Annotated in this window: 20 protein-coding genes and 4 pseudogenes; 14 read left to right on the forward strand and 10 right to left on the reverse strand. The window is 68.1% G+C overall.

Features of this window, described 5'->3' with window-relative positions:
* Positions 1-154 precede the first annotated feature (154 nt).
* The 5 genes from PV342_RS21770 to PV342_RS21790 all read left to right on the forward strand — a co-directional run bounded on the left by PV342_RS21770 (position 155) and on the right by PV342_RS21790 (position 3,721).
* Entirely contained in the window at positions 155-547 is a 393-nt protein-coding gene (locus tag PV342_RS21770) for a hypothetical protein (protein WP_500318535.1), read from the forward strand.
* A 166-nt stretch (positions 548-713) separates the two neighbouring features.
* The gene (locus tag PV342_RS21775; protein WP_400804637.1) at positions 714-1,439 is read left to right on the forward strand and encodes a Type 1 glutamine amidotransferase-like domain-containing protein; all 726 of its coding nucleotides are present in this window, start codon (positions 714-716) and stop codon (positions 1,437-1,439) included.
* Between the two features lie 211 nt (positions 1,440-1,650).
* Positions 1,651-2,349: an RraA family protein gene (locus PV342_RS21780; protein WP_400804640.1), complete on the forward strand. Its 699-nt coding sequence runs from the start codon at positions 1,651-1,653 to the stop codon at positions 2,347-2,349.
* Between the two features lie 41 nt (positions 2,350-2,390).
* Complete coding sequence (locus PV342_RS21785) at positions 2,391-2,744, forward strand: carboxymuconolactone decarboxylase family protein (protein ID WP_500318453.1); 354 nt, start codon at positions 2,391-2,393, stop codon at positions 2,742-2,744.
* A gap of 125 nt (positions 2,745-2,869) precedes the next feature.
* The gene (locus PV342_RS21790) at positions 2,870-3,721 is read left to right on the forward strand and encodes an NmrA/HSCARG family protein (protein WP_500318454.1); all 852 of its coding nucleotides are present in this window, start codon (positions 2,870-2,872) and stop codon (positions 3,719-3,721) included.
* Positions 3,722-3,723: 2 nt separating this feature from the next.
* Here PV342_RS21790 and PV342_RS21795 read toward each other — a convergent pair.
* Together PV342_RS21795 and PV342_RS21800 are read right to left on the reverse strand one after the other, a co-directional pair.
* A pseudogene (locus PV342_RS21795) lies at positions 3,724-4,703 on the reverse strand (SpoIIE family protein phosphatase).
* A gap of 30 nt (positions 4,704-4,733) precedes the next feature.
* Entirely contained in the window at positions 4,734-6,311 is a 1,578-nt protein-coding gene (locus PV342_RS21800) for a sensor histidine kinase (protein WP_500318455.1), read from the reverse strand.
* Between the two features lie 465 nt (positions 6,312-6,776).
* Between PV342_RS21800 and PV342_RS21805 the strand changes: the two genes are divergently transcribed.
* The 5 genes and pseudogenes from PV342_RS21805 (at position 6,777) to PV342_RS21825 (ending at position 9,518) form a co-directional block, all read left to right on the forward strand.
* Entirely contained in the window at positions 6,777-7,208 is a 432-nt protein-coding gene (locus PV342_RS21805; protein ID WP_400804649.1) for a response regulator, read from the forward strand.
* 580 nt (positions 7,209-7,788) lie between these two features.
* A complete protein-coding gene (locus tag PV342_RS21810) occupies positions 7,789-8,097 on the forward strand; it encodes a transposase (RefSeq protein WP_396570898.1) in 309 nt (102 codons plus the stop codon).
* Positions 8,098-8,099: 2 nt separating this feature from the next.
* Positions 8,100-8,630, forward strand: a pseudogene (locus PV342_RS21815) (IS3 family transposase); the annotation flags it as partial.
* A 37-nt stretch (positions 8,631-8,667) separates the two neighbouring features.
* The gene (locus PV342_RS21820; protein ID WP_500318456.1) at positions 8,668-8,967 is read left to right on the forward strand and encodes a transposase; all 300 of its coding nucleotides are present in this window, start codon (positions 8,668-8,670) and stop codon (positions 8,965-8,967) included.
* A 149-nt stretch (positions 8,968-9,116) separates the two neighbouring features.
* Positions 9,117-9,518 carry an SsgA family sporulation/cell division regulator gene (locus PV342_RS21825; protein WP_500318457.1) on the forward strand — a complete coding sequence of 134 codons (402 nt, stop codon included), beginning with the start codon at positions 9,117-9,119 and terminating at the stop codon, positions 9,516-9,518.
* A 59-nt stretch (positions 9,519-9,577) separates the two neighbouring features.
* On the opposite strand, the pseudogene PV342_RS21830 reads toward PV342_RS21825, so the two are convergent.
* The 3 genes and pseudogenes from PV342_RS21830 to PV342_RS21840 form a co-directional block, all read right to left on the reverse strand.
* Positions 9,578-9,766 (reverse strand): annotated as a pseudogene (locus PV342_RS21830) (carbonic anhydrase); the annotation flags it as partial.
* A gap of 499 nt (positions 9,767-10,265) precedes the next feature.
* Complete coding sequence (locus PV342_RS21835; RefSeq protein WP_386996139.1) at positions 10,266-10,433, reverse strand: DUF5670 family protein; 168 nt, start codon at positions 10,431-10,433, stop codon at positions 10,266-10,268.
* 70 nt (positions 10,434-10,503) lie between these two features.
* Positions 10,504-10,716, reverse strand: a pseudogene (locus PV342_RS21840) (transposase); the annotation flags it as partial.
* A gap of 272 nt (positions 10,717-10,988) precedes the next feature.
* Here PV342_RS21840 and PV342_RS21845 point away from each other — a divergent pair.
* Together PV342_RS21845 and PV342_RS21850 are read left to right on the forward strand one after the other, a co-directional pair.
* A complete protein-coding gene (locus PV342_RS21845; RefSeq protein ID WP_500318458.1) occupies positions 10,989-11,570 on the forward strand; it encodes a DM13 domain-containing protein in 582 nt (193 codons plus the stop codon).
* 496 nt (positions 11,571-12,066) lie between these two features.
* Positions 12,067-12,651, forward strand: coding sequence for a hypothetical protein (locus PV342_RS21850; RefSeq protein ID WP_400804658.1), 585 nt, complete (start codon positions 12,067-12,069; stop codon positions 12,649-12,651).
* 36 nt (positions 12,652-12,687) lie between these two features.
* Here the strand turns inward: PV342_RS21850 and PV342_RS21855 are convergent, their stop codons facing one another.
* Both PV342_RS21855 and PV342_RS21860 read right to left on the reverse strand, forming a co-directional pair.
* A complete protein-coding gene (locus PV342_RS21855) occupies positions 12,688-13,095 on the reverse strand; it encodes a hypothetical protein (protein ID WP_500318459.1) in 408 nt (135 codons plus the stop codon).
* A gap of 269 nt (positions 13,096-13,364) precedes the next feature.
* Positions 13,365-14,621: a YncE family protein gene (locus PV342_RS21860; RefSeq protein WP_400804663.1), complete on the reverse strand. Its 1,257-nt coding sequence runs from the start codon at positions 14,619-14,621 to the stop codon at positions 13,365-13,367.
* Between the two features lie 277 nt (positions 14,622-14,898).
* On the opposite strand from PV342_RS21860, the gene PV342_RS21865 reads away from it, so the two are divergent.
* A complete protein-coding gene (locus PV342_RS21865) occupies positions 14,899-15,546 on the forward strand; it encodes a TetR/AcrR family transcriptional regulator (protein ID WP_386996127.1) in 648 nt (215 codons plus the stop codon).
* Between the two features lie 452 nt (positions 15,547-15,998).
* Here the strand turns inward: PV342_RS21865 and PV342_RS21870 are convergent, their stop codons facing one another.
* Positions 15,999-16,439 (reverse strand): TspO/MBR family protein, encoded by a 441-nt coding sequence (locus tag PV342_RS21870; RefSeq protein WP_500318460.1) that lies wholly within the window; start codon positions 16,437-16,439, stop codon positions 15,999-16,001.
* Positions 16,440-16,706: 267 nt separating this feature from the next.
* Positions 16,707-17,033 (reverse strand): hypothetical protein, encoded by a 327-nt coding sequence (locus PV342_RS21875; protein ID WP_391580179.1) that lies wholly within the window; start codon positions 17,031-17,033, stop codon positions 16,707-16,709.
* A gap of 732 nt (positions 17,034-17,765) precedes the next feature.
* Between PV342_RS21875 and PV342_RS21880 the strand changes: the two genes are divergently transcribed.
* Entirely contained in the window at positions 17,766-18,347 is a 582-nt protein-coding gene (locus PV342_RS21880; protein ID WP_400804671.1) for a dihydrofolate reductase family protein, read from the forward strand.
* An 8-nt stretch (positions 18,348-18,355) separates the two neighbouring features.
* Here PV342_RS21880 and PV342_RS21885 read toward each other — a convergent pair whose 3' ends face one another.
* Positions 18,356-18,718, reverse strand: a complete 363-nt coding sequence (locus tag PV342_RS21885) for a hypothetical protein (protein ID WP_500318461.1) — start codon at positions 18,716-18,718, stop codon at positions 18,356-18,358.
* Positions 18,719-18,750: the final 32 nt, after the last annotated feature.

The raw sequence follows: 18,750 nt of genomic DNA on the forward strand, positions 1-18,750 counted from the left end.
ACACCGACCAACGTCAGGTGAACTGGCAGTTCACCACCCACGACGCACGCACCAAACTCCGCCACCTATACCCCACACATTAGCTGCGACAGTCTACTAGGGCCACCACACCACCTACGACCACCTGGTCTCCATCGACGGCGACGACGCCGGCATCGAGACCCAGTTCATCACCTTCGACGTGGCCGGAACCAAGAAGCCCGAGGGCGGGTGGCCCGTCGGCACCTTCGGCGCCCAGGGCACCATCAAGCCGATCGAGTCCGGGTACTACCGCTTCACCTTCCGCCGGACCGACGGAGCGTGGCGCATCCGCCACCCAGGACGTCATCCACGACATCCCCTACGTTTTCTGACCACCCACGGCCCGCCCCCGACACCCGGTTGCCACGGCGCCGCATCGCGAGTCCAGCCCGGTGTGGCGCGCCGTCCAAGACGAATCGCCCAGCCCAACCGAAACCTGCTCCGTGTCCTTCAACGTACCGGTTTCCATTCTGAGTTGAACGCTTTGCTTGCCCGCAGCCGCTTGCTCCGCCTTCCGCCATCCTGAAGCAGCGTCCCAGCGTCCGCTTATGCCGTTGAGTGGACGCTGTGACATGCGCATCTTGGGTGCGTTGGTCGGGTGCATGTGCTGTACGGGGCAGGACCCGGTGCAGGGTGACTGGGCTTTCACGCCCGGCAACCTGAGGGCCTCTGAAAGAGTTGCCCGAACCGCGATGACTTCCAGCACGGTTCCGGGTCTTCAGGTACAGCCACCTTCCGCGCGCGATTTTGGAGACACCTTGAGACTTTTGCTCACTTCGGGCGGCGTCACGAACTCGAGCATCCGCTCGGTGCTCGTGCGGCTTCTCGGCAAGCCGATCGACGAGTGCCACGCCCTATGCGTCCCGACAGCACAGTGGGGTCACCCGATGTGCGGTCCGGCATCGGTGCGAGGCTTCGTGTCCGCCGAGCCCACGCGGCACCTGACCGGCCTGGGCTGGGCATCGCTCGGTGTCCTCGAGCTCACCGCGCTGCCGTCCATCGGCGCGGAGCGATGGGTCCCGTGGGTCCTCGCGGCCGACGTGCTCCTGGTCGACGGCGGTGACGCGACGTACCTCTGCCACTGGATGCGGGAGTCCGGGCTGGCTGATCTGCTGCCCTCGCTCCCCGACACGGTCTGGGTGGGAGTGAGCGCCGGAAGCATGGTGATGACGCCCCGGATCGGAACGTACTTCGTAGAGTGGCCCTCCGCGCCGGACGACCGCACCCTGGGCGTCGTCGACTTCTCGATCTTCCCGCACCTGGACCTCTTCCCCCAGAACACCTTGGCTGACGCCAAGCGGTGGGCCGCCGACATCGGCGTCCCGGCCTACGCCATCGACGAACAGACGGCCATCACAGTCGTCGACGGCTCTGTCGAGGTGGTCTCCGAAGGGCAATGGACGAAGTTCGAGTCATAGCCATCCGGCATCGTGCTGCACTCCCGCCCACGGCAGCATCCCCGGTCGAACAGGGCGGTCGGCTTGATCAGAAGTCGGCAGCGCCCTGCGAGTGCTTCCCGCCGCTCCTGCAGCGCGGCGAGTGCGGCGGCCCTCAGGTCGTGGGGGTGTCACACATTCTCCGGGCGGTGGGTTATAAGGGAGGAAGCAGCGTGCGAACCCGGAGAACATCGTGAACAGCCCAATCCTCGATTATTCGCCCGCTGGGCAGATCGACGTGAGCGAAGAAATCAGGCGGAAAGGTCTGTCGGCGAAGCTCACGACCGCCAACATCGTTGACGCCATGGGGAAATTCCACCGTCACCGGTGCCACCCGTCGGACTTGGTGAGCCCCACGCCGGACCAGGTGCTCTTCGGGCCGGGGGCGACGGTCTCGTACTTCCCCACCTGCCATGACATTCTCCCATCCGAGCGGTACAACTTCCGCCGACTCTTCGAGGAGGCGACGCAGGACAGCGCAAGCGGCCGTGTTCTCGTCCTCGCGAGCAACGGACATCCTGACGTGTCATTGGCCGGCGGGACGAAACTCTCCCTGCTCGCCTCCCACGGCCTCGCCGGGGTCCTGGCGGACGGCCGTCTGCGGGACTTCGCCGAGCTCTCGACCTGTGGGTTCGCCGTCTACTGCCGCGGAGAGAGCGTGAAGTGGGGCGGGGAAGTCGTGACCCCGCTCGAGGCCGGCCGCCCCGTCGTCGTGGGCGGGGTGATGATCCGGCCCGGCGACTATGTGTTTGCCGACTCCTCCGGCGCCGCGGTCGTCCCGCACGAGCAGGTACTCGAGGTTCTCGAAGAAGCACACCGTGTGGCCGGGGAAGACCTCGCGGCCACAGACGGAATCCACCGCGCGGACGTCCCTCCGCAGCAGGCCGGCTGACCGGCCGCGCACCTGCACCCACCCCACACACCGAGCGGACCATGTCCTACAGCGAGCACACCGATCACGACTACGCCAAGCACATCCGTGCCGGCGCCCCGAAACCCTTCAAGGCGTTCGCGGCCTGGGATTCGCAGGTCATGCGGGGAGCCGACAAGGTCATCCCGCGCAAGTACACGGAACTCATGGCCGTGGCGGTGGCACTGACCACGCAGTGTCCTTACTGCATCGAGGCGCATACCGGCGCTGCGCACTCCGCGGGTGCGACCCAGCAGGAACTGGCCGAGACGATCATGATCGCCGCTGCGCTGCGCGCGGGCGGCAGTTATGTCCACGGCTTCATGGCGATGAAATTCTTCGACCGTGCTGAGGGCGGCGACATTCCCGGCGCGTAGCCGGCCGGAAGAATGTTCTGCGGATGCTCCGTGTTGCCGCACCGGCGAATCTGCCATCGCCGGATACATTTTTACTTCCACTGAAGTCCATTATCGTGCAGTCAGAAAGAGAAGGAGTTCCCGCGATGGCTGATGAGCCGATTCTGGTGCTTGCCGCGACCGGCGGACAGGGCGGGGCCGTGACCGAGGCGCTGCTGGCCCGCGGGGCCGGGGTACGGGCGATGGTCCGGGACCCGCAGCGGGAAGCGGCTCGCCGACTGGCCGATCGGGGCGTGGCCGTTGTCGCAGGTTCCCTGAGTGACGGTGCATCTCTCGCCGCGGCCATGGACGGGGTGGCAGGGGTCTTTGCCTTCACCACGCCCTTCGAGGCCGGCGTGGACGCCGAGGTGGCCCAGGGACGGGCCATCCTTGCTGCGGCCAGGGAGAGGAGCGTGCCGCATCTGGTGTTCAGCTCAGTGGCCGGGGCCGACAAGGAGAGCGGGGTGCCGCACTTCGACAGCAAGGCCCGCATCGAAGCAGAGCTGGTATCCGGAGACGTGCCTTACACGATCCTGGGGCCGACGTACTTCTACGACAACGCCCTGGGAGGAGCGGAGCGCATCCGCGACGGGGCGCTCGACCTGCCGCTACCGTCGGACAGGCCGTTGCAGCAGCTGGCCCGCGCTGACCACGGTGCGTTCGCGGCGGAGGTCCTGCTTGACCCCGCGCCATACCTGGGGCGGCGTATCGAGCTGGCGAGCGACGCACCCACTCCCGCTCAGATGGCGGACGCGCTCGGCACCGCCCTGGGACGCGAGGTCCGGCACCAGCGCGTACCGCTGGAGGCTATCGGGAACCCCGACATGCACGCGATGTGGAGCTTCCTGAACGGGCCCGGTTACGGAGTCGACATCCCTGCCCTGCACGCGGGCCATCCGGAGATCGCCTGGACCAGCTTTGCCGACTGGACGCGAAGCGCCTTCGGTCCTGGCCGCTGACTCTAGGTCGTGATGGCCTCATGCGGCTGTGTGTCGCTGAGGCGGCCGTCACCGAGCGTTGCTGGTGTGCTCCAGTCGAGGCGGAGGACTGCGACGTCGTCGGTGTGCCGGTGCGCGTTGTGGGTGTTGACGGCGGCGATCAGCTGGTCGATGTGAGTTTCGGGTTCGGTGGCGGGCAGGGCGTTGACGAGGGTGAGGAGTCCTTCGATGCCGAGGCGTTCGCTGGATCCCAGTCGAAGGCCTTCCACCAGGCCGTCGGTGCAGAGGGTGAGTGCACCGGTCGGAGGCAGAGTGAGGTCGGTGGCGGGCCAGTGGTTCAGGCCGGCGGCGATGCCCAGGGCGGTGCCGTGTGAGGCCGAGACTTCCTGGGTGCCGGTGTTCGTGGTGAGCAGGGGTTCGTGGTGCCCCGCCAGGTGGAGGGTTGCCTTGTGTGCGGGGGAATCGAGGGTGAGCAGGGTGCAGGTGGCGAACAGGTCGGGGTGGGCGCGTTCGGCGACGAGGAGGTGTTCGAGTTGGCGTAGCAGCTCGTGGCCTCGGTGGCCGCCGAGCCTCGCTCGAGGCGGGCGTTTTCCTCCGCGCGCATGCGGCTGGCGCGAAGGTCGGCGCTGGCGCGTTCGGCGTGCTTCCGGTGGACGGCGTAGCGGACGGCTCGTTGCAGGAGTTCGGGTTCGACGGTGCCTTTGAGGAGGTAGTCCTGGGCGCCCGCTGTCACGGCTTCGACGCCGGCGCGGGGCTCCGCGAGGCCGGTCAGCACGATGATGGCGGTGTGCGGACCCGTTTCCTGAATGGCTCGCACGGCGTCCAAACCGGCTGCGTCGGGCAGGTGGAGGTCCAGCAGGACGCAATCCACCTGCCGCATACCCCGTTCGGTGCGGGCCTCGGCGAGCGTATGGTGCCAGACGAGGGTGTGGGTCAGGGCTGTGTCGGTGAGCAGTTCCTGGACGAGGAGCGCGTCGCCGCTGTCGTCCTCCACCAGCAGGATGCGGTAATGATGCTCGGTCGGTGTGGGGTGTCACGATCGGGGGTCTTCGGCGCTGGTCGGGCTGGTGTCCGCGAGGAGGGTGAAGGAGATGCGGGTACCGGGGCTGTGGTGGGTGTCGACAGCGATGGTGCCGCCGTGGAATTCGACGATCTTCTTGCACATGGCCAGGCCGATACCACTGCCCGGGTAGGCGTCCTTGGTGTGCAGGCGCTGGAAGATGATGAAGACCCGGTCGGCGAATTCGGGGTCGATGCCGATCCCGTTGTCGGTGACCGTGAACCGCCACAGGTCACCTTCACGCAAGGCCCCGATGTGGATCTGCGGCCGGCGGTCGGGGTGGCGGAACTTTATGGCGTTGGATATCAGGTTCTGCCACAGCATGCCGAGCTGCGTGGTGTCACCGACCACCGCCGGAAGCGCGTCATGGCTGATGGTGGCCCCGGACTCCTCGATGGAGATGCTGAGGGTGCCTAGCGTGTCCTCCACGAGCGGTTCGAGCTCGACCAGGCGGTGCTCGTTGTGAACTCGGCCGACCCGGGAGAAGGTGAGCAGATCATTGATGAGGGTCTGCATCCGGTTGGCGCCGTCGACGGCGAAGGCGATGTACTGGTCCGCCCGCTCGTCGAGCTGATCGGCATAGCGGCGCTGCAGCAGCTGAGTGAAGCTGGAGACCTTGCGAAGCGGCTCCTGCAGGTCATGGGAGGCGACGTAAGCGAACTGTTCCAGCTCGGCGTTCGAACGCTTCAGGTCGGCGGCCCGCTCATCGAGCTGGTGGCGCGCCTCCTCGCTGAAGGCGAGTTCGTCGACCAGCCGGCGCCGCATGGCTTCCATGTCGGCTCCCAGCTGCCGCAGGTCCGCCGGTCCCGTGGTCGCGACGGGATGAGCGAAGTTGCCGCGGGCCACCTGTCGGGCGTCGGAGCCCAGGCGGGTGAGCGGATCGGTGATGCCGCGGCGCAGCCCCTCGAAGACCAAGGCCGCCACCAGCACGATCACGCCGGCGATCGCGATGAACACCCAGTTCCGCAGTTGTGTGGCCCGATCAAGATTCTTCACGGCGTTCGACCGCGCGGTGCGCACGTGCTCCTGTTGCGCGGCCAGCGCCGCCCGCACCCGGTCGAAGGAGTTCCTTCCTTCTTCTGCCCGCTCTGCCGCCAGCGCTGCCGGGGCACCGGCGGGGGATGCGGCGATCGGGAGAGCGATGCGCTGCTGCCACACTTGCGTCCGATCCAGGACCTGCTGCAGGTCCTCACGGCCCTGGGCGTTGTCCACCAGCAGCTCTCGGAGCCGGTCAACGGCGGTTTTCTGATCCGTCACACCTTGCCGGTAAGGGTCCAGGAAGTCCCTTTGACCGGTCAGGCCGTACCCGCGGATCCCGGTTTCCTGATTGACCAGCGCTGCTTCCAGCCGCACCGCGTAGGTCAGCGAGGGTGAGCGGGTATTGACCAGTTCGTCAGTAATGTCGGAGGTGCGTGTCGTCGTCCACAATCCGACAGCACCCAGAGCCGCCAGAACCGCCAGGGCCGCGCTCACACCGACACGCAGCCATCGCCTGGTCGTCCACGCCGACAGACCGTTGTGTCGAGGTGGCAGGCCTTGCTGGCTGGTCACGGCGAGCTCCCTGGTTCTTCGGCCGAGCCGCCCCCGAGGTGCGCGGCAGGGACACTGTAACCTGACCACGACAACGCTTGTTGTCACCTGAATGCGGGCCATACAGTGTGCTCATGCCTGGCATTCACTTTTCCTTGCGGATGAGTGAGGAGGAGCTAGCCGCGCTCGCGGCCGGCGCGGTCGATGATCTCGTCCGTCACCTCGTTCGTCGCGCCTTCGAACCTCTGCCCGGCCCGGGCGACCACTCACCCGCCCAGGCGGAGGCCCTGGCTCATCTGCACATGCTGATCCATCTCCGGCAGGCCATCGAACAGCTGGAGGAGAGCGCCGCTCACGAAGCCGCCGACGCCGGCGCCGGATATCCGCAGATCGGCAGAGCCTCCAACATGACCAGGCAAGGTGCCCGCCGCCGATGGCCAGGACTGGTCACCCCAGACTCCCCCCACTCCACCTCCGGAGACCTCGATGATGATCGCCCCCGCCCGCCCCTACGACGTGCTGCTGGTCGAGGACGACGCCGCTGACGCCATGCTCATCGAGGATGCCCTCACCGCACGCGGCACTCGCGTTCTGACCCAGGTAGAAGACGGCATCGCCGCCCTGGACTACCTGCGTGACCCGCGCCACCCCCGGCCCGACCTGATCGTCCTCGACCTGAACATGCCGCGCATGAACGGCCGCGAGTTGCTGGCCGTGATCAAGAACGACGAGGACCTGCGCGCCATCCCGGTCGTCGTCCTGACCACGTCATCCGCACCCGACGATGTCTCCGGCGCCTATCGGCGCCATGCCAATGCGTACGTCACCAAGCCGGTCAACCTGGACGACTTCGAGCGAGCCGTCCAGAGCATCGACGCCTTCTACCTCGACACCGCCACCCACCTGCCCCGGCAGTAGCACCGCCTACGGCCTGCACGAGGAGCCGCACTGCCAGCCCAGAAGGGCTGCTCGCCTTCAGTCGTGGCCGCGAACCGGTCTCCCTCGGCCGGGTGACGCGTGTCCGAGCGGGAGCTGTCGCCCTCCGCGCGCGCAGAGGGGGCTGGGTGTTGTGTACTGCGCGGGCGCCTGCCTGCTGACCGCGCGGGTCGCGGCCGGCACGGATACCGGAGAGCTGCGATGTGGCCGACCGTGGCCGGCATCGGGTGTGAGAAGACCGGACGATGCGTCCAGCGCCGATGGCTGCGTGCCGCGGACCTCTGCGGCCCCATCCCACGCCCGTGTCGGTCCGCCGGTACGGCTTGGACGGTCTGCAGTGACGGGATGCTGACCCACAGGCCCGTTGGGCGACCCTGCCGCGGGCAGTGGATGCCACATGCGGAACCCGTGCCCTCGGGCATGCCTTCGTGTGCGCATGCTCTCCGCCGCCAGGAGCAGTGGCGTCAGCGACGTCCATCGCCTGTCAGTCGAAAGTGGGCTTGATCCTCTTTGACGGACACCTGAGATCAGGGGTTTGCGCCCCGGAAGGAAGATGTCTGTCATGGAGAGCATGGGGAAGAAGAAGCCGCGTCCTCGCCGCTCGTTCACGCCGGAGTTCAAGGCCGAGATCGTCGAGCTGTGCCGACGCGGTGACCGCTCGGTCGGTCAGGTCGCCAAGGACTTCGACCTGACCGAGACCGCGGTGCGGGACTGGGTCAAGCAGGCCGAGGTCGATACCGGCGAGCGGGACGGCCTGACCAGCGACGAACGAGAAGAGCTGGCCCGCCTGCGGCGGGAGAACCGCCGCCTGCGCGAGGACGTGGAGATCCTCAAGCGTGCCACGGCTTTCTTCGCGAAGGAGACCCGGTGACGGTGGACCCGTTCATCGAGGCGGAGAAGCAGGGCGGCCACAGCGTCAAGCGCGCCTGTGAGCTGCTGCAGGTCTCCCGTGCCGCCTTCTATGCCCGCCGCACCGACGCTCCGGGGCCCCGCGCGGTCCGCGACGCCGAGCTGACCGAGAAGATCACCGAGGTCCACGCAGTCTCACGCGGCAGCTACGGCGCCCCGCGCATCCACGCCGCCCTCCAGCGCGAGGGCGAGCGGTGCGGCCGGCGTCGCGTTGCCCGCCTCATGCGCCAACGCGGCCTTCAGGGGCAACACCGACGACGACGCCAGCGCACCACCATCCCCGACCCGCGCGCGGCCGTGCGGCCCGACCTCGTCCTGCGCGACTTCCAGCCCAACCCTGCCAAACGCGATGTGCGCTGGTGCGGCGACGTCACCTACATCCCGACCGAAGAGGGCTGGCTCTACCTGGCCACCGTGATCGACATCGCCTCCCGGCGCGTGGTGGGCTGGGCCACCGCCGACCACCTGCGCACCGAACTGGTCGCCGAGGCCTTGGCGAGCAGCCTGCCGCAGCCGCCGACCCGGGGGCCCGGTGATCTTTCACTCGGACCGCGGATGCCAGTACACCAGCCGCGATTTTGCCACTCTCGCAAGCGAGTTGGGCATCAACCTGTCGGTCGGCCGCACCGGCCAGTGTTGGGACAACGCCCTCGCCGAGTCGTTCTTCGCAACCATCGAGCGCGAGTTGCTCGACGACCGGTCCTGGCCCAGCCGGGCGGCAGCCCACTCCGCAATCTTCGAGTGGATCGAGGGCTGGTACAACATACGTAGGCTCCACAGCAGCCTCGGCTACCGCAGTCCCGCCGAGTTCGAGGCCGCCCTCGCAGCTTGATCAACACACCGAACGTGTCCGTCAAAGCGGAGCAAGCTCAAAGCGCGAGCCTCCATGAGACCTTCACGCTCCATCCGAATGGCGTCCTGGCTGCAGGTTAGACGAGCCACAGGGAAGAAATCGACGCTCGGGTAGGGATGCGCAGGTCCATGGATAAACTCACCACTCGGCTCCCCATGCGTCTCCTGGCAGGCGGCGAAACACCTATTCATCTTAAAGTGGAGTGTCATTACAGCGCTGCTGATCCGTTTGCGGTGCATATCAATTTCGGTTGTGTTGGCGGCTTGCACGAGGCGGTGTGGGTCGCATCGAGGGAACTGCTCTTGGCCGGCCTGAAAGCGCCGACCGGCCATGGCGATCTACTGATCGGGCCGTGGGATCATGCGTACTCCTACATGGCCCTGACGGGCGACACGGGTACGGCGCTGCTGCACATCCGGACCCGAGAGCTCACCGATTTCCTTGCCGCCACAGCACAGATCGTGGCAGTGGGAGCGGAAAGCGCCCGCATCGACTGGGAACCTTGGATCGGCGACGTGCTGTCCGCATGAGCGGTGGATTTATTCCGAATCTGCGTGCCGCATTCCCACCTCAATGACGACTGCCCCGGTCAAGGCGCGGCGTGAGCCGGCACGTCGAGGCCGCGGGAGGCAACCAGCTGCGCGCTGCCGTCAGCGAGGCGGTAGCACAGGCTTACTACGGTGGCCTGCCCCGCAGTGACCTTCTCGGCGAGTACCCGGGAGGCGTTTAGGAGCAGGTCGACGGTGTGCCTGATGTTCTCGGCGCGTCCGGCGGCCCTCGGTCACGACTCACGCGGCGCCTATCGCGCCGCGTGAGTCGTGACCGAGGGCCACGACCAGGGGCAGGAGAGGTTTTCCAGATGCCGTCGAAGCGCCTCGGAGTTGTAGTCGGTCCGCGGCACCTTGCTGACGGGCAGTAGGTCCGCGGGGTGGATGATGGGCACGCGGCGGTCGGCTATGCCCCGCAACTGGCGCAGGCCATTGCCCTGACCGGCGAAGGGCAGCAGGACGGTGTAGCTGTGGCATGTCGTACTCGACGACCTCTACCCCCTGAGGTAGGGCTGCGTCTGGGCGCCTCGGGCTGCCTGCACAGATGCGCGCCTTGAGGTGGTGGGAGCGGCTCGCCGGGGAGGTCCGTGCTGGTTCCGAACGCAGTTGCCGGCGAGCCGCCCTATTGGTGCGTCTGCCCGGGAGCGGTGGCGGCAGTGCGAAGGGCGGGGTTCGCGGCCTTCCGGCGCCACGAACCCCGCCCTTACGCGGGGAGGGGGATGAGTCAGGTCACCACCGGTACCAGCGGCGTCGGCCGCCTCCTTCGGCACTGCGGAATACGAAGCCGAGGAGCCATACCACCAGCACGATGATGGCGATCCACCACAGCGCCTTGAGGGCGAAGCCCGCGCCGAACAGGATCAGGGCCAGCAGCAGGACAAGCAGCAAAGGGACCATGTCTGTAACCTCCTGACGTCGCGTCTGCCCCGCAGCTCCGTTGCTATGCGTCACCTAAGGGCCGAGGGCGCCCATGGGCCTTGGCCGCCCGGCAAATCCTGGCGTTCACGGACTCGATCGCGTGCGTGGTGCAGACGATGCGGCGGATCTCGGTGTCGACGCGGAGGAACGGGGTGGACTCCTCCCAGGCGTTCTCCCAGAGCCGGACGATCGCCGGGTGCTTCTTGCCCCCGGCACCGGCGAACTCGGCGAACCGCTCGGCTGATGGCGCTCCATGTGGCGGGCCCCGCCAAGTGGAGCGCTCAGTCACACTCGCCGAGGATGTAGCAACCGATTCCCTCCCGCAAAGCCTGATCGATCGCCATAGCGACAGCCGCACGGGAATGAGGAGCGGTGCGGGCGCGCGCCCCGGCGGCCCGCTGACGGAGGTCGGTCTGAAGGACTCGGCGCCTTATCGGTCCGCATCATAAGAACTTCGTATCATCTCCGACCGAGACAGAAGGGCTCCGCATGCCGTGGAATCAGTCGTGGAAGCGCAGCATGTGGGAGGTAAGGATGAGTCGTCCGGTGGGCCTGGTGCGCAAGCCGCTGGTCATCGGGACGCTGGTGGTCGGTCTGGCGGTTGTCGCGGTGGTGTTGTACCTGTTCCAGCCGTGGAAGCTATGGACGGACGAGCTCGTGAACGAGGCACTCCCCGCCGCCACGCCGCCTACGAACACACCGGCAGGATCCACGGAGCCCGATGAGTCCGCTGTGTCCGACGCACCCGCAAAGTCGGCCGGGCCGATGACGCTGGCTTCAGGCGAGTTCATAACTCACGAGCACGCGACGACGGGCAGCGTGAAAATCGTCCAGCTTCCTGATGGCTCCCGGGTGCTGCGCCTGGAAGACTTGAACACCAGCAACGGTCCTGACCTGAAAGTCTGGATCACGGACGCGACAGTGAAGCCGGGCAAGGACGGCTGGGACGTCTTCGACGACGGCGCGTACCTCAGCCTCGGCAAGCTCAAGGGCAACAAAGGCAGCCACAACTACCCGCTGCCTGCCACCGCAGATCTTGAGAGGTACACCAGCGTGAGTATCTGGTGCGATCGGTTCGACGTCTCCTTCGGCGCCGCCGAACTGGGCCGTGCCTGACATGGGATCAGCCGCCGCAGACAGACGTTTCGACGAGTCGGCCGACCGTCTCACCGAGGCTGCGAACACCGCACGCGGCACTTCTCGGCCGAGCGTGCGCATGAACGGTGATCTGCCCGGCACGGGATGCTAACTGGCGTTGACCCCCTGCACCTCACGCGCGCCCTCTGCCTCCGCCCGGCCAGGGGGCGCTCCCTCATCCAGCCCTGGGACATGCCTGGGCCTGGCACGGCCAGACGGTCGGGTCGACCACACGCTGGCGCGATGCCCAGCCACGTTGCTGGTCGTTGAGGACCTCCGGTGCGATGCTCGCGGCGCCGGGGTCCTGGTGGTTCTCCTCGGTACCGGGCTGACGGTAGAGCAACGGGCCAACGGCGGCGCATGATAGAGGCGTCTGTCCTGCCGAGAAGCGAGGTGCCCCGTCCCGATGAACCGCAAGACCAGAATTGTCCTTGCGGGTCTGGCCACGGTAAGTGGCGCCGTCGTTGGCGCGGGCTTGCTGCACAACCGCCGGCCTGATCGCAGGGAACGCCTCCACGTCACGGTCTTCAGCGAGCCCGGCTACATGGGCCGCAACCAGACGCTGACCTGGACCGGCGGCGAGCGCGAGGTCGTCCCGCTCACCCGGGTACAGCTGCCGCGCATCGGCTCGATCAGGCTGGAGCGGCTCGTATACCGATTCCAGCCCGATGTGCGGATCCCGAACATGTACATCCTGTGGCACGCCCTCACCGAGCGCCCGGACCGCACGGACCCCGAGGACGGCGTGGCCGGCTTCATCGCCATGCACCAGCTCGCCGGCATGTTCTCGGTGGGCCTGTGGGAGCCGGTCCGGGAGTCCAAGGCCCGGTCGAGAGTGCGGCTTTGGGCCGGGCATCCCGGCCGTCTGCCGCCCGCGCCCGAGGCCGACCACTCCGGTGGAGCGGCACCCGGCAAGACGGCGGCTTCCCGTGAGGCGGCTGATCCTGGCACCCAGCCCTGGCACGACGTCCTGGCCGACACGCCCGACCTCGGCTCCTGGAGCACTCGCACCCGCTACCTCGAACTCGGCTACCACGATGCGAGCGGTCCCCGCAGCTGACCTGCTGACTTTCCGTCTGCTCCCGAAGTCGGTGCGTCAGCGGTCGGGGACGGGTGGTGGTCGCCATGTCACGGATGGGTGCGCGTCCGCGTTGCCCTGGCAGGGCATGCACATCCGTTCGATCGCGGTGTGGGCGTGGGCCAAGGGATCGCCGTCGTGAGGGTCGCGGTCCCAGCCCGGCTCCGGCCGGCGCAGGGCATCGTGCCGGCGGCGTTTTTCCACGACGACGGCGGCGGGCGCATCTACGACGAGCACCGACCAGGCGTCGGTGGGGTCTCTCCCGTAGAGGGTGCTGTCGTCGTGGCCGTGGCGAACCGACACGTAGTCCGTCCGGTGGCCGGCGCCGAACTCGGCGGCTTGGCCGAGGGTAGGCGCCGCTGAGACGGTGCGCTCCGCGAGCCGTTCGCCACCGGCGTCGGTGGCGGTCATCACGTGGCCGGTCATCAGTGCCGCTCCTGTCGCTACCGAGGATCGGATGCAGGTTGCCCGCCACACTGGCGGCAGACGATGGCGGCGTGCCGTGGACCGAGTACCGCGGCGACCGGTGTGAACCCTTTTCCCACCGGACAGTTGGGCTCGCAGGGTGGGGGCGGGGAAATCCCTGCCCCCACCCCGTCGCGGCACGACGTTCCCGTAGTGGCCTGGCCCGGGTTGGGTGAGGAAGCCTGGGCGCGGGCGGCCGGCCCCCGCGGCGCCACGCCCCGCCGCCGAGGTCAGTCGGTGGGGCCGGTCCAGTCGGCGGGGATGTGGGCCAGTCGCACGCGCTGGGGATGGTCACCGACGGGGACCGAGACGATCTTCTGGCCGGTGGCGAAACTGATGGCGGTGACCTGGTCGGCGTCGCTTTCGGAGATGATGCAGGCGGTGCCGTCGCCACTGACGGTGGCCCAGTATGGCTTGGCAGCGGGGACGAGCGGCCCCTCTGTGAGCGTGGCGCGGTCGACGACGGTGGCGTAGTCGTCCATGGTTCCGGCGACGCAGAGCTTGGTGCCGTCCGGGCTCATGGACAGGCCGTGGTGGCGGGAGTCGTTGACGTAGGTGGTGCGGTCGTCACTGGTGGCAGGGTTCTTGGGCAGGGTCTTGACCCGGGTGATCTTGTCGGTGGCGACGTCGTACTCGGCGAGGCCGTTGAAGAACGAGACCTGGAAGTAGAGCTTGGAATCGTCCGGGGTGAGGGTCGCTGGGCGGACGGCGTCCGACAGGTCGCTGCGGCCGGCGGCGTCGAGGCGGGTACGCATGTCGATCGTTTTGACGACCTGGAAGGAGGACGTGTCCGCGATCGTGATCTTCCGGTCTCCCTTGAGGAAGTCCTGCCAGGGGGCGTCGAAGTCGTTGTTGACCTCGCCGATCGACATGTTCCAGAGGTACCTGCCGTCCTTGCTGAAGATGTTCTCGTGCGGCTTGTCGCCGGTGGTGAACTTTCCGAGTTCACGGCCGGAGTTGATGTCGAGGACGTGGACGGTGTTGGACGTGGACGCCGACACGGCCACACGGGTGCCGTCGGGGGAGACCGCCATGTGGTCCGAGCGGTATCCCGATACCGGGAAGCGCCACTTGACGTCGCCGGTCGCGAGGTCGATGGAGACGACGTCGGCGAAGCTCGGGCGGGAGGCGACCAGAGCGGTGCCGTCGGGGGTGGCGTACATGTCGTCGACGAACTGGTCGTGGCCCTCGCCCACGGTCTCGCGGATGCCGAGGAAGTAGATCAGTTTGATGGGGTTGAGATAGATCTCGGCCAGCCGCCGGTCCTTGTCGGGGATGACGTTGATGCGGCCGATCCTGGCGAAGTCGCCGCGGGCCTTGATGACGGTCGCGGTGCCCTCCCAGTTGTTGCCGACGAACATCACCTCCTGCAGGGCCGGGGATGCTTGGGCGGAGGCAGGGGCCGAGATGCAGGCCGCGACGACCGCGGTGACGGCACCGGCGGCGACCAGGGCTCTTTGCCTGACGGGGCGTGAGACGAGGCGCATGTGGGGGGCTCCAGGGGTTGGTTGCTGAAGGCGAACGGAGGAGTTGGGCCCACCGGGCCGCCGGCACCCGCGCGAGGAGGGCGGCGCACAGTGTGCGAACCGGTTTTCCGGGGCACGGCCGGGCGATGCGCCGCGCGGCTTCGTGGGCCTCGCGGCAAGCGCTGGTCTGAACTTCGAAACCGCCCAATTTCAGAGTGCGTTACCGGATGGTAGGTAGCGGTGAGTCCCGCTCACAACCCCGTGTGGGGGAAAATCTCCTCATCGCCGATCGGAGGGCATGGTGGCGGGCAGATTCACCCCGGCGGAAGGCCGGTACGGGGGCAAGGACGCCGCTCAGCGGCAGGCGGAGCGTCGCGCCCGTTTTCTGGAGGCGGGCCTGGAGATGTTCGGCGGCGAGCCGGGCTACCGGGGGACGCGGCTGGCCGCGCTGTGCAAGGAGGCGGGCCTTTCGAGCCGCCAGTTCTACGAGGAGTTCCAGAGCGTCGAGGACCTGCTCGCCGAACTGCACCTGATCGTCAACGACGCCGCCCAGGAAGCCGTCTTCGACGTCCTGCCCGCGATTCAGGACCTCCCGCTGGCCGAGCGGATCACCCGGATGCTCCGCGCCTACGTCAAGGGCGCGGCCTCGGACCGGCGGTACGCCAGGATCGCCTACGTGGAGGTCGTGGGTGTGAGCCCGCGCATCGACCTACAGCGACTGGAGCGCCGCGCCCGCTGGATCGACCTCTTCCGCGTCATCACCGACGACGCCGTCGCCCGCGGCGAGATCCGCCCCGACGACTACGGCATCGCCGCCGCGGCCTTCATCGGCGCCGTCAACGGCCTCATGCACGACTGGGTCGTCGGCTGGGTCGACACCTCCCTGGAGGGCATCGCCGATGAACTCCTCCAACTCCTTCTGGGCCGCTATCAGATCGCCACCTGAGCCGCAGGTCCGCAACCAGGCCCGGCGGTGGATGCGCGGTGCCGTCCGGCGGAGACTCCGTCGGTGTCGGCTCCGCCGCCTGAGGTGATCGCGCACACCGACACGCCATGCGACCGCGCGGGACACCGCCGCACCGCCGGGCGCGGTGGTGCTGCGCCGCCGGTCGGAAGATCACGGGTATTCGTCCAGGCCGGCCCATGGGCGCGTGGCGTGTGGTCTGACGCGGATGTTCCTCGGACCCTGGACCCCGGGCCCCGGCCCAGGACCCGCACGGCTTCCGCCGCGGCCACGCGGCGGGAGCGGATCAAGGAGCCATCAGCCGGCCGAGCCGGCCCGGTCCGGCAGCCGCCGACGGACCGCGGCTGACCCGTCGCGCGTTCCACAATGTCGGTCGGGCCTGACCAGACCGTGGACGGCGGCCGCACCAGTACTGTGAGTGGGCACTGCGGCCATCAGGAGCAGGGATTGAGCTGGGCGATCTTGGCGTTCAGGGCGGTGGCGAACCAGCACCATACGGCGTAGGGCAAGAGCACCGTGGCCGCGCCCCGGTCGGTACGGGATGTGGTGCGAATGAGGTGCAGGGTGCTGAGGTCCAGCAGCAGGGTGCCGACCAATCCGGCCCGGGGACTGCGGGCGGCAAAAAAGAGCCAGCTCCAAGCCGCGTTCAGTGAGAGGTTCACTGTCAAGGAAGCCGCCAAGCGTTCGCGCTCCCGGCCCCTGGCCAGGTCGAAGGCACGGCCGGCAGACCATGCGACGCTCGCGTACAAGGGCGTCCAGAGGGCGCCGAACGCCGAGGACGGCGGCTGCCACCGCGGTTTCACCAGCCCCGTATACCAAGCGCTGTCCGGGTTGACCGCCGCAGCGCCCGCTGCTGCTGCGGCGGCTGTCGCCATCGCAGCACCTGCATAGGGATGCCACCGCACCCGCGTCCCGGGTCCGTGCGACCGCCGCGGCCGGCCACCGCGGCCGTGCCGTGCTTCTTGTCGGCGCCCGTCTCGTTCGCTGATCAGCCTCATACTCACCATCCTTCCCCGCTCGACCCGGCGCCGAAGACCTCGACCGGAACGCCGCCCTGCGGGCTTGATCCGGGAGAGCCGCTTTGGTCCCGCGCCTGTTCCTGGCCGTAAGCGTCAGGTGGCCGAGGGTAGGTGTGCTCGAGGCTAGAGCTGGTGAAGCCAGGCGTTGACCAGGAGCACTGCCAGCAGCCCGAGTGCCCCCGCCAGCGGTATCGGCCACCACGGACCGCGTTCACCCGGAACGTCCCGGATGAGAGCCCGGTCGGCGAGTGTGACACCACGTAGTGCCCCGAGCGCGACCAGTACAACCGGCACCGCGAGAAGCGCGTGCACGGCCCAAGCCCCCAGCAGCGTGGGACCACCCCACGAGTGCTGGTAATCATGGTCATCGATGAGGGGGTACAGCAGCCCGTTGCCTGTTGCCTGGCCGGCCAGGAACGTCACCGCGAGGCCGAACAGTCCAAGTGCCACGCCGCAACCCCCGCGTAGGACAAGTGGCCCCTGACGCGTCCTGACGCCCGCCACCAGTCTCGCCAAGGCAACCGGGAGCAGCACCGACCCCTTCGCCGCATCACGCCATGCAGACGGTCCGACGAGAATGGTCGCCGGGGGAAGCCGAACGAGAAGAAACGTCCTACGACGCTGATTGTCTGCCATGTACACAAGCGAAACAGTCGACGAGCGTCGGCTCCATGGTGCCGGCCCGAATAAGAGATCTCGGGGTAACCCCCCTCGGGGCAGGGTGCGTTCGCGGCGTCGGGTCACATGATCGGTCCGGGTTCGCGGTGGTGGGTCTTGTGGTGCGGGACGCGGGCCGCGGGGCGGTGTCGGCGAAGGCAGGCGGGGCGGTCGCGATGAGGGCCGCGAGACCGACGCCCGCCACGGCGAGTCGCCGCCCCCTCGGGCAAGTGCCCCGGCGCGCTGCCCGACCACGGGAGTCGTCCTGTCGCGGCTCCGCATCCCGGACGCCGCCGCCCCCGTAGCTCTCCAGCACGGACGGTCAGGACCCGCGTACGGGGCATGCACCGCGAAGCGACAGGCTCGCCCATTCCGGCCGAAGCGGTCACAGGCCAAGTCCCGTGTCCTAGAGTGCAGATGGATCGCGCGGCCGCCGTCTTCGAGGGGCAACCCTCGTTGCGGGCGTGCAGGCGACACCACCGGAGAACAAGGGCACCCACCTGTACCACGGACAGGAGATCGAAGATGCGCACGCTGATCTACACCGCGTTCGTCTCGCTGGACGGCGTCGTCGATTCTCCCGGCGGCGGCACCGCCGCCGAAGCGCACCGCAGTGGCGGCTGGACCTACAAGGACATCGAGTTCCTGCCGGAGGCGTACGAACTCAAGGGACGGGAAACCCAAGAGGCCACCGCGCTGATGTTCGGCCGGGCGAGCTACGAGGCGTTCGCGCCGGTGTGGCCGGGCATGGAGGATTTCGCCGCCCTCAAGGATCTGCCGAAGTACGTCGTCTCCACCTCTCTCGGCCAGGACGCCCTCGTCGACAACTGGGGCGACATCACCATCCTCCGCTCCCTCGAGGACGTCGCGAAGGTGAAGGAGACCGACGGCGGCCCCATCGTCGTGCACGGCAGTGCCACCCTGGCCCGCAATCTCTCCGACGCCGGCCTCATCGACCGCTACCACCTGCTTGTCTTCCCTGTGCTGCTGGGAGCCGGCAAGCGGATGTTCAGCGACACCGACAAGGACAAGCAGATGCTGAAGGTGCTCGAGTCCGAGACATACGCCAACGGCATCACGAAGATCGTCTATGACGTCGTCCACTGAGGTGTCCGTCACGGCCCCTGATCCGGTGTCCGCCACCGGATCACAGCCCCCCACTTCACGCCGCCGGCGGTCAGTCCGGCGATGACGCGCCGCCGGCAGATGCGTGCGGCGACGACAAGCGGGACGGTGACCAGGACACCGGCCGCCATCTGCGTGCCGTACGGCTGGTCGAAGCGGTAAGCGCCGGTGAAGCGCGCCGAACACGGACCGGTCCGGCGTGGTGGCGCTTGGACGTGGCGCCTGCACGAATGTGTCTGCGATGTGCGAACACTGGCGCGACTCGCCCGAAAGCGGCTGATGCCGTCCCGCTGACCGTGCGCTTCGAACCGGGCGAAGCCGACGAGCGACGGGTGGCTGCTGGTTTTGCGCACGCAGGCCGGCAAGTCCGAGCAGGTACGACTGC

The sequence above is a fragment of the Streptomyces sp. PA03-3a genome (genome assembly GCF_033792735.1).
Taxonomy (GTDB): Bacteria; Actinomycetota; Actinomycetes; order Streptomycetales; family Streptomycetaceae; genus Actinacidiphila.

What these genes read in the sequence shown, in the direction of transcription:
- PV342_RS21775 (WP_400804637.1), top strand. Translation starts at nt 714, where the DNA reads ATGACTTCCAGCACGGTTCCGGGTCTTCAGGTACAGCCACCTTCCGCG.
- PV342_RS21785 (WP_500318453.1), top strand. Translation starts at nt 2,391, where the DNA reads ATGTCCTACAGCGAGCACACCGATCACGACTACGCCAAGCACATCCGT.
- PV342_RS21790 (WP_500318454.1), top strand. Translation starts at nt 2,870, where the DNA reads ATGGCTGATGAGCCGATTCTGGTGCTTGCCGCGACCGGCGGACAGGGC.
- PV342_RS21805 (WP_400804649.1), top strand. Translation starts at nt 6,777, where the DNA reads ATGATGATCGCCCCCGCCCGCCCCTACGACGTGCTGCTGGTCGAGGAC.
- PV342_RS21810 (WP_396570898.1), top strand. Translation starts at nt 7,789, where the DNA reads ATGGAGAGCATGGGGAAGAAGAAGCCGCGTCCTCGCCGCTCGTTCACG.
- PV342_RS21825 (WP_500318457.1), top strand. Translation starts at nt 9,117, where the DNA reads ATGGATAAACTCACCACTCGGCTCCCCATGCGTCTCCTGGCAGGCGGC.
- PV342_RS21835 (WP_386996139.1), bottom strand. Translation starts at nt 10,433, where the DNA reads ATGGTCCCTTTGCTGCTTGTCCTGCTGCTGGCCCTGATCCTGTTCGGC.
- PV342_RS21845 (WP_500318458.1), top strand. Translation starts at nt 10,989, where the DNA reads ATGAGTCGTCCGGTGGGCCTGGTGCGCAAGCCGCTGGTCATCGGGACG.
- PV342_RS21855 (WP_500318459.1), bottom strand. Translation starts at nt 13,095, where the DNA reads ATGACCGGCCACGTGATGACCGCCACCGACGCCGGTGGCGAACGGCTC.
- PV342_RS21860 (WP_400804663.1), bottom strand. Translation starts at nt 14,621, where the DNA reads ATGCGCCTCGTCTCACGCCCCGTCAGGCAAAGAGCCCTGGTCGCCGCC.
- PV342_RS21865 (WP_386996127.1), top strand. Translation starts at nt 14,899, where the DNA reads ATGGTGGCGGGCAGATTCACCCCGGCGGAAGGCCGGTACGGGGGCAAG.
- PV342_RS21870 (WP_500318460.1), bottom strand. Translation starts at nt 16,439, where the DNA reads ATGGCGACAGCCGCCGCAGCAGCAGCGGGCGCTGCGGCGGTCAACCCG.
- PV342_RS21880 (WP_400804671.1), top strand. Translation starts at nt 17,766, where the DNA reads ATGCGCACGCTGATCTACACCGCGTTCGTCTCGCTGGACGGCGTCGTC.